The 8,699-nt window shown below is 71.8% G+C and carries 9 protein-coding genes and 1 tRNA gene; 2 read left to right on the top strand and 8 right to left on the bottom strand.

Features of this window, described 5'->3' with window-relative positions:
- The first annotated feature begins 201 nt into the window (after window positions 1-201).
- Window positions 202-420: a helix-turn-helix domain-containing protein gene (locus H1A17_RS32440; protein WP_194823666.1), complete on the top strand. Its 219-nt coding sequence runs from the start codon at window positions 202-204 to the stop codon at window positions 418-420.
- Window positions 417-1,550, top strand: a complete 1,134-nt coding sequence (gene xerC, locus H1A17_RS32445; RefSeq protein ID WP_194823667.1) for a tyrosine recombinase XerC — start codon at window positions 417-419, stop codon at window positions 1,548-1,550. The genes H1A17_RS32440 and xerC overlap by 4 nt, the downstream gene beginning before the upstream one ends.
- A gap of 69 nt (window positions 1,551-1,619) precedes the next feature.
- On the opposite strand, the gene H1A17_RS32450 is transcribed toward xerC, so the two are convergent.
- The 8 genes from H1A17_RS32450 to H1A17_RS32485 all read right to left on the bottom strand — a co-directional run.
- Window positions 1,620-1,693: transfer RNA gene (locus H1A17_RS32450), tRNA-Pro, on the bottom strand.
- Between the two features lie 171 nt (window positions 1,694-1,864).
- The gene (der, locus tag H1A17_RS32455; RefSeq protein WP_145918999.1) at window positions 1,865-3,262 is read right to left on the bottom strand and encodes a ribosome biogenesis GTPase Der; all 1,398 of its coding nucleotides are present in this window, start codon (window positions 3,260-3,262) and stop codon (window positions 1,865-1,867) included.
- Window positions 3,259-3,939 (bottom strand): (d)CMP kinase, encoded by a 681-nt coding sequence (gene cmk, locus H1A17_RS32460; protein WP_145918998.1) that lies wholly within the window; start codon window positions 3,937-3,939, stop codon window positions 3,259-3,261. The genes der and cmk overlap by 4 nt, the downstream gene beginning before the upstream one ends.
- 185 nt (window positions 3,940-4,124) lie before the next feature.
- On the bottom strand, window positions 4,125-4,895 hold the full coding sequence (locus H1A17_RS32465; protein WP_088644511.1) for a pseudouridine synthase: 771 nt from the start codon (window positions 4,893-4,895) through the stop codon (window positions 4,125-4,127).
- Window positions 4,882-5,865, bottom strand: a complete 984-nt coding sequence (gene scpB / locus H1A17_RS32470) for an SMC-Scp complex subunit ScpB (RefSeq protein ID WP_194823668.1) — start codon at window positions 5,863-5,865, stop codon at window positions 4,882-4,884. The genes H1A17_RS32465 and scpB overlap by 14 nt, the downstream gene beginning before the upstream one ends.
- Window positions 5,866-5,869: 4 nt before the next feature.
- Complete coding sequence (locus tag H1A17_RS32475) at window positions 5,870-6,904, bottom strand: ScpA family protein (protein ID WP_194823669.1); 1,035 nt, start codon at window positions 6,902-6,904, stop codon at window positions 5,870-5,872.
- A 65-nt stretch (window positions 6,905-6,969) separates the two neighbouring features.
- The gene (locus tag H1A17_RS32480) at window positions 6,970-7,893 is read right to left on the bottom strand and encodes a ParA family protein (RefSeq protein ID WP_088644512.1); all 924 of its coding nucleotides are present in this window, start codon (window positions 7,891-7,893) and stop codon (window positions 6,970-6,972) included.
- Window positions 7,894-8,064: 171 nt separating this feature from the next.
- The coding region (locus tag H1A17_RS32485; RefSeq protein ID WP_194823670.1) for a tyrosine-type recombinase/integrase at window positions 8,065-8,699 on the bottom strand (635 nt) is incomplete at its 5' end.

Consider the following 8,699-nt stretch of genomic DNA (forward strand, 5'->3'; position numbering starts at 1 on the left):
CACCTCCAGGCGATCATCAAACACCGACTCAAGAGCATCCAGTACCGCACCGACCTACTCGACAGCTTCCTCGCCCACACCGGCCTGACCCTCGAACCCGACACAACCTGACCATTCAAGATCTGTAACCGCTGCTACCTGATCCGCCCCGATTCAGCACCGGACTGACGGTCGACCGACGAACCGAGGAGAGGAAGCCTTTTGCCCACCACCCTGACCGCACCTGAGAGGAAGGCGCTCTACCGCATTCCCGAGGCCATGACACTGCTCAGCCTGTCCCGCTCCGTGATCTACGAACAGATCCGCGCCGGACGACTGCGCACCGTCCGGCAGGGTCGCACCCGCCTTGTTTCCGCCGCCGCCATCACTGCCTACGTCGCCCTACTCGAACAGGAAGCCCAGAAGGGAGGAACCCAATGACCCAACGCCGTGCCCGAGGAGAAGGCGGCCTGCACTGGGACGAGTCCCGGCAACGCTGGATCGCCACCCTCACCGTCGGCTACACCCCCGCCGGCAAGCGCATCGTGCGCAAAGGCAGCGGCAAAACCAAAACCGAAGCCCGCACCAAACTCCGCGAGAAGATCCGCGACTACGAAGACGGCCTGGCCCTCGTCAAGGACGGGCAGACGGTTGCCGATGCTCTCATCGACTGGCTGGCCTACGGCCTGAGCCGGCAGTCCGAGAGCACAAGGGCGAACTACTCCACCTTGGTGAACTCCCACATCGTCAGTGACCTCGGCGCAAGGAAGCTGCGGGATCTCACCGCTACCGATGTCGACCGATGGCTCATGGGCAAGGCCCAACACCTGAGCACCCGGACCCTTCGACTCCTCCATTCCTTGCTGAACCGTGCGATCAATCGGGCCATGGCGCGGGACAAGGTCAAGCGCAACGTCGTCGCGCTGTGCACGGTTCCCACCGGTCGCGGTGGCCGTCCCTCCAAGTCGCTGACCCTCGGCCAGGCCAAGGCGCTCCTGGTGGCTGCGGAGGGCAGCCCGTTGCACGCCTACATCGTGGTTTCACTGCTGACCGGTGCCCGTACCGAGGAACTGCGGGCGCTCACCTGGGCTCACGTTGACCTCAAGGGCAAGCCGGCCAACGAACCGCCGTTGCCGCCTTCCATCCAGGTCTGGCGCTCGGTACGCGCCGACGGCGACACCAAGACCAGGAAGTCGCGTCGCACCCTGGCTCTGCCGGCCCGGTGCGTTACCGCGCTCACCACCCACCACGAGCACCAGGGCCAGCCTTCTGCTGACCGGCTCGTCTTCGTCTCCGCCGCCGGCACGGCCCTCGACCGGCACAACGTGCTGCGGGCCTTTCGCCCCGTCGTCGCCAGAGCGGGCCTCGACCCGCGCGACTGGACACCCCGCGAGCTGCGACACAGCTTCGTCTCGCTGCTCTCCGACAGCGGCGTGAGCATCGAACAGATCGCAGACCTCTGCGGGCACTCCGGCACTACCGTCACCGAGAGCGTCTACCGGCACCAACTACGGCCGGTACTCCTCGGCGGTGCCGTCGCCATGGATCGAATCTTCGACGCTGAGGCGTAGTCACCCAGTTGGTCACCCAGCTACTAGAAGAGGGCATATCCATCGATCGGATATGCCCTCTGAGCTGCGTCGGGACGGCCGGATTCGAACCGACGACCCCTTGACCCCCAGTCAAGTGCGCTACCAAGCTGCGCCACGTCCCGATGCTCCCCGCGTGGTTTCCCCCGCGGCAGCCGGTACAGCTTAGCGCAGGATCTTCGCACCGCGCGCACAGCCCCCCGCAACACCGGCCCGCACCGCCACCGCTCGAAGCGGGGATACGGCAAGGGCTGCCGTTCCCGAGGTGGGAGCGGCAGCCCTTGTCCGGTGACGGGTCAGCCGTGGGCCTTGCCCCGCCCGCCGGGGCCGAGCTTCTTGCGGGGGCGTACCGAGATTTCCACCGGGCTGCCCTCGAAGCCGAACTCCTCGCGGAGCTTGCGCTCGACGAAGCGCTGGTAGCCGGCGTCCAGGGGGGCGGTGGTGAACAGCACGAACCGCGGCGGGGAGACACCCGCCTGGGTGGCGAAGAGGATCTTCGGGGCCCGGCCGCCGCGCACCGGGTGCGGGGTGGCCTGCACCAGGGCGGTGAGCCACTGGTTGAGTTGCGCGGTGGGCACCCGGGTCTCCCAGCTCGCCAGCGCCTTGCGCAGCGCGGGGGCAAGCTTGTCGACGGCCCGGCCGGTCTGCGCCGACAGGTTGAGCCGGATCGCCCAGGGGATGCGGCGCAGCTCCCGGTCGATCTCCTTGTCCAGGTAGTACCGGCGGTCGGCGTCGACCAGGTCCCACTTGTTGAAGGCGATCACCAGCGCCCGGCCGGCCTCGACGACCATGGTCAGGATCCGCTGGTCCTGTTCGCTGATCGGCTCGCTGGAGTCGAGCAGCACCACCGCCACCTCCGCCGCCTCGATCGCCCCGGCGGTGCGCAGGCTGGCGTAGTACTCGGTGCCGCTGGCCTTGCCGACCCGCTTGCGCAGCCCGGCGGTGTCGACCAGTTGCCAGGTTTCGCCGCCGATCTCGACGAGGCTGTCCACCGGGTCGACGGTGGTGCCGGCGACCGAGTCGACGACCGCCCGTTCCTCCCCGGAGAACCGGTTGAGCAGGCTGGACTTGCCGACGTTGGGCCGGCCGACCAGGGCCACCCGGCGGGGGCCGCGCGGCCGGTTCTCGACGATCTTGGGGGCCTCGGGCAGGGCGTCGAGGATGGCGTCGAGCAGTTCCCCGGAGCCCCGGCCGTGCAGGGCGGAGACCGGGTGCGGCTCGCCGAGCCCCAGCGACCACAGCGAGGTGGCCTCCAGCTCGATGGCGCTGTTGTCGGTCTTGTTGGCCACCAGGATCACCGGCTTGGCGCTGCGACGCAGCATCCGCACCGCGGCCTCGTCCACGTCGGTCGAGCCGACCATCGCGTCGACCACGAAGATCACCACGTCGGCGGTGAGCACCGCCGTCTCGGCCTGCGCGGCGATGGCCGCCGCCCGGTCCTTCGCGTCCGGTTCCCAACCGCCGGTGTCCACCACGGTGAACGAGCGGCCGTTCCACTGCGCGTCGTACGGCACGCGGTCCCGGGTCACCCCGGGGGTGTCCTCGACGACCGCCTGCCGGCGGCCGATGAGCCGGTTGACCAGCGTCGACTTGCCCACGTTGGGGCGGCCGACGACGGCCACCACCGGCTGCGGGCCGGTCGGCTCGTCGGTCTCGACGTCCGGTTCGCGTAGCTCCACCCAGCCGTCACTCATGCCACTCCCCGTTCGGTGAGCAGCCCACGCAGCCGGTCGACGACCTCGTCGATGCCCAGCTCGGTGGTGTCCAGTTCGACGGCGTCGGCGGACTGCCGCAGCGGGTCGACGGTGCGGGTGGAGTCGAGCCGGTCCCGGCGGGCCAAGTCGGCGGCGGTCGCCGCGACGTCGACGGCGTCCTCGGCGCTGCGTCGCCGGGCCCGGGCCGCCTCGGAGGCGGTCAGGTAGACCTTCAGGTCGGCGTCGGGGGCCACCACGGAAGCGATGTCCCGCCCCTCCACGACGATCCGGCCGGCGTGGGTGATCAGTTCCCGCTGCCGGGCCACGAGCAGCGCCCGCACCGCCGGGACGGCGGCCACCGCGGAGACCGCGCCGGTCACCTCGGGACCCCGGATCTCCCGGTCGACGTTCACCCCGTCGACGGTCACGGCGTACCCCTGGGGGTCGGTGCCGATGCGCAGCTCGACCTCCTCGGCGACCTTGCCCACCGCGGCGGCGTCGGTCAGGTCGACGCCGGAACGCAGCACCGCCCAGGTGATCGCCCGGTACATCGCGCCGGTGTCCAGGTAGCGGGCACCGAGGCCGGCGGCGAGTCGCCGCGAGACGGTGGACTTCCCCGAACCGGACGGCCCGTCCACAGCGACCACGCAGCGCCCGGCCCGTACGTTTTCCTCCACCGTTGTCCTCCTCAGCCCGTACCTCGCGGGTCGCCGGTCGTCCCGACGCCGTTGAGCGGTCGTCCATCGTCGTCCATCATCCCGCGCCTCGCGGGTCTCCTCCGCGCCGCCGGGGGCGGCGCACGCCACCACCGGCCCGCGGGCCGCGTGGAAGCCTACCGGCACACGTACCCGCTGCGACGGGGTCAGTCACCCACGGCCTTGAACAGGGCGGCGACCTCCGCGTTGGTCAGCCGCCGGATCCGCCCGGTGCGCAGGTCACCGAGCTTGATCGGCCCGATCGAGGTACGCACCAGCCGGGACACCGGGTGCCCGACCTCGGCCAGCAGCCGCCGGACGATGTGTTTGCGCCCCTCGTGCAGGCTCAGCTCCACCTGGGCGGTTCGCCCCAGGGTGTCCACCACCTTGAACGAGTCGACCTTCACCGGCCCGTCCTCCAGCTCGACGCCGGCCAGCAGCCGCTTGCCGAGGTTACGCGGGATCGGCCCGGCCACCTCGGCCAGGTAGGTCTTGAGCACCTGGTACGACGGGTGCATCAGCTTGTGGGTCAGGGTGCCGTCGTTGGTGAGCAGCAGCAGTCCCTCGCTGTCGGCGTCGAGCCGCCCGACGTGGTAGACCCGCTGCTCGACCCGGTTGCCGATGAACTCGGCCAGCTCGTTGCGGCCCTTCTCGTCGGCCATCGTGGTGACCACCCCGCGCGGCTTGTTCATCGCCACGTACACCAGGCGGTTGTCGGCCTGGAGGCGTTCCCCGTCGACGTGGATCACGGCGGTGGCGGGGTCGACCTTGTCCCCGAGCTGGGCGACCCGCCCGTTCACGGTCACCCGACGCCGGAAGATCAGATCCTCGCAGGCGCGTCGGGAGCCGACGCCGGCGGCGGCGAGCACCTTCTGGAGGCGCTCGGCACCCTCGTAGACGGGGGCGTCGGGCTTGGGGGAACGGCTATCGCGTGGCATCGGCAAGCTCTTCTACGTCGTCGGGGAGGAACGGGGCGAGCGGGGGCAGGTCGGCGACCGAGTCCAGGCCCAGCTTCTCCAGGAACATCGTGGTGGTCCGGTAGAGGAACGCCCCACTGTCCGGTTCGGCGCCGCACTCCTCGACCAACCCTCGGGAGACCAGGGTACGGAGCACCCCGTCACAGTTGACACCCCGGATGGCCGACACCCGACCCCGGGTCACCGGCTGCTTGTAGGCGACCACCGCGAGTGTCTCCAGGGCGGCCTGGGTCAACCGGACCGACTGCCCGTCCAGCACGAACCGTTCCACGTGCGCCGCGTATTCCGGCCGGGTGTAGAGCCGCCAGCCGCCAGCCGCCCGGCGCAGCTCGAACCCGTGCCCGGCGGCGGTGTAGCCGGCCGCGATGTCGTCGAGCACCGGGCCGATCCGCTCCGGGGACTGCTCCAGCACCTGCGCCAGCACCAGCTCGCTGACCGGTTCGTCGACCACCAGCAGGATGGCCTCCAACGCGCCGCGCAGCTCCGCCTCGTCGAGTTCGGGTGCCGGCGACGGGGCGACCGTCGCCCGCCGTCGCCCGGCCGGCTGCCGCTTCGGTACGCCCGCCGCGCCCCGCTCCCCCGCCGCGTCCGGACCGGCACCGCTGCCGCCCGTCCCGCTGTCCCCGGTTGCGGCCTCGGCCGCACCGGGACTGATCCCCTGGAAAGCGACCGTTCCGGCGTCTGCCGCCCCGGCGTCTACCGTCTCGGCACCCGATGCCTCAGCGTCGGCCGCTTCGGCGTCGGCTGCCGCCGGGTCGGCCGCTGCCGTTGGCCCGGGAACCGTGTCCGTCGGGGGCACACCGGGAGCGTCCACGCCCTCGGGCTCGGACGGGGTGGCAGCCGGCTTCCGCGTGGGGGCGGGCCGCTCCCACGGGGGGATCCAGGCGGCGGCCTGGTCGGCCAGCGAGTCCCGACGCTCCTCGTCGTTCATCACGTCACTCCTGCATCGATGCGGGCTCGTCCACCGTCCCGGCCGACGCCGGATCGGCAGGCCCCGGGCCGGCGGACACCGGGTCGGCGGCGTCCGGGGCGGGGTCCACCACGGCGGGCGCGGCACCGGCCGGGTCGGGGTCGGCGGGGGTTCCGGCGTACTCGTCGACGTGCAGCTCGGCACCGCCCTCGGCGGGGCCGGTCCAGCGCACCGTCAGCTCCTCCAGGGCCTCCTCCTGGACGAACGCGACCAGCCCCTCCCGGTACAGCTCCAGCAGGGCCAGGAAGCGGGCCACCACCTCCAGGGTGATCTCGCAGTCGGCGCAGAGCAGGGCGAAGGTGGCGATCCCGGCCCGGCGTAGCCGCTCGGCGAGGACCGCCGCGTGTTCCCGCACGCTGACCCGGACCAGGTGCACGTGCGCGATGGACACCTCAGGCACCGGTTTCGGGGTCATCGCCCGCACGGCGAGCTTCAGCAGCCGTTCCGGGCCGATGCCGAGCACCAGGTCGGGCAGGGCCTCGGCGTAGCGGGGTTCCAGGGTGACCGCCCGCGGGTACCGTCGCCCGCCGACCGCCTCCAGCGAGGCGATGTGCGCCGCCGCCTCCTTGTACGCCTTGTACTGCAACAGCCGGGCGAAGAGCAGGTCCCGCGCCTCCAGCAGGGCGAGGTCCTCCTCGTCCTCCACCTCGGCCGACGGCAGCAGCCGGGCCGCCTTGAGGTCGAGCAGGGTGGCGGCGATGAGCAGGAACTCGCTGGTCTCGTCGAGGTCCCACTCGTCGCCCATGGCGCGGATGTAGGAGATGAACTCGTCGGTGACGGTGTGCAACGCCACCTCGGTGACGTCCAGCTTGTGTTTGCTGATCAGTTGCAGCAGCAGGTCGAACGGGCCGGTGAAGTTCGCCAGCCGGACGGTGAAGCCGCCGCTCTGCCCGGCCTGCGGCACCCCCGCCGGGTCGGTCGCCACGTCGGCGGCGACCTCGGCGGCCAGCACGGGCGGCTGCTCCGGGGTCGTCGGCGGGTCCACCGGCGGCGCGGTCACCGGACGACCGTAGTCCACGTCCCGGACGTCGTCGCCGTCCGGGACGCCCCGGCGTGCACCCCGGCCTACCGGTCGGCCTGGGCCGCGATCACCTCACGGGCCAACTGCCGGTAGTTGCGGGCCCCCGAGGAGGCCGGGTCGAGGGTGGTGATCGGCGCACCGGCCACCGTGGACTCGGGGAACTTGACCGTCTTGGTGATGACGGTCTGGTAGACCTTGTCGCCGAACGCCTCGACCACCCGTTGCAGCACCTGCCGGCAGTGGGTGGTGCGGCTGTCGTACATGGTGGCGAGGATGCCCTCGAGTTCCAGGTCGAAGTTGAGCCGCTCGCGGACCTTGTCGATGGTGTCCAGCAGCAGCGCCACCCCGCGCAGGCTGAAGAACTCGCACTCCAAAGGGATGAGCACCCCGTGCGCGACGGTCAACGCGTTGATCGCCAGCAGACCCAGCGAGGGCTGGCAGTCGATCAGGATGTAGTCGTACTCCTTGCGGATGGTGCGCAGGACCCGGGCCAGGGCCATCTCCCGGGCGACCTCGTTGACCAGCTGGATCTCGGCGGCCGACAGGTCGATGTTGGCGGGCAGCAGGTGCAGGCCGGCCACGTCCGTCTTGATCAGGACGTCCTCGGCGATGACGTCGTCCTGCATGAGCAGGTTGTAGACGGACAGGTCGAGGTTGTGCGGGTTGACCCCGAGGCCCACCGACAGGGCGCCCTGCGGGTCGAAGTCGACCAGCAGCACCTTGCGGCCGTACTCGGCCAGGGCCGCGCCCAGGTTGATGGTGGTGGTGGTCTTGCCCACCCCACCCTTCTGGTTGGCCATCGCGATGATCCGCGCCGGGCCGTGCCGGTCGGTGGGCATCGGCTCGGGGATCGGCTTGCGCATCGTGTAGGCGGCCGGATCGGCCGGGCCCAGGTCGGCGCCGAGCGACGCCTGCTGCTCACGGAGCTCCGACGTCCAGGCGTCGGCACGGTCACCGTTGCCAGCCATGTCCTCGTTGCCCCCTCCCGACGACCACCCGGCGTCGGAACTGTCCGACGTCCTTCGCGGCGCCGCTGCGCACCCCGGTTGTCGCCCAGGAGGTCCGCGCCGATGCCGACTCTACGCCACCGACGACCAGCGCGTTCGGCACCGGTCCGGCGTGTCGGGCATAGCGGCCGGTCAGCGGGCCGGCGGGGGGTCCGCGTCGCGGGCGCGGGGGTGGGTGGTGGCGTACACCTCGCGGAGCCGGTCCACGGTGACCAACGTGTACACCTGGGTGGTGGTGACCGAGGCGTGGCCGAGCAACTCCTGCACCACCCGCACGTCCGCGCCGCCGTCGAGCAGGTGCGTGGCGTAGCAGTGACGCAGGGTGTGCGGGGAGACCGCGTGCGGCCCGTCCACCGGCAGTCCGGCCCGCCCGGCGGCCCGCCGCAGCACGGTCCACGCCCCCTGCCGGGTCAGCGGCCCGCCCCGGGCGTTGACGAAGACCGTCGGGGTGCCCCGCCCTGCGGCCACCAGCGCCGGGCGGGCCCGGACCAGGTAGGCGCGCAGCGCGTCGACGGCGTACCCGCCGATCGGCACCAGCCGGGTCCGGCCGCCCTTGCCGCGCAGCAGGGCGGTGCCCTCGTCGACGTCCAGGTCGTCGACGGCCGCACCGACCGCCTCGGAGATCCGCGCGCCGGTGCCGTACAGGAACTCCAGCAGCGCCCGGTCGCGCAGGGCCAGGGCCGCCCCGTCGCCGGTGGCGGTGACCGGGCCGGCGGTCTCCAGCAGCCGGACCACGTCGTCGACCGGCAGCGCCCGGGGCAGCCGCC

This window comes from Micromonospora sp. S-DT3-3-22 (genome assembly GCF_015354745.1).
Lineage (GTDB): Bacteria > Actinomycetota > Actinomycetes > Mycobacteriales > Micromonosporaceae > Micromonospora > Micromonospora wenchangensis.

Excerpts from the sequence above, each read along its gene's own strand:
- xerC (WP_194823667.1), top strand. The coding sequence starts at position 417 with ATGACCCAACGCCGTGCCCGAGGAGAAGGCGGCCTGCACTGGGACGAG.
- der (WP_145918999.1), bottom strand. The coding sequence starts at position 3,262 with ATGAGTGACGGCTGGGTGGAGCTACGCGAACCGGACGTCGAGACCGAC.
- H1A17_RS32465 (WP_088644511.1), bottom strand. The coding sequence starts at position 4,895 with ATGCCACGCGATAGCCGTTCCCCCAAGCCCGACGCCCCCGTCTACGAG.
- scpB (WP_194823668.1), bottom strand. The coding sequence starts at position 5,865 with ATGAACGACGAGGAGCGTCGGGACTCGCTGGCCGACCAGGCCGCCGCC.
- H1A17_RS32480 (WP_088644512.1), bottom strand. The coding sequence starts at position 7,893 with ATGGCTGGCAACGGTGACCGTGCCGACGCCTGGACGTCGGAGCTCCGT.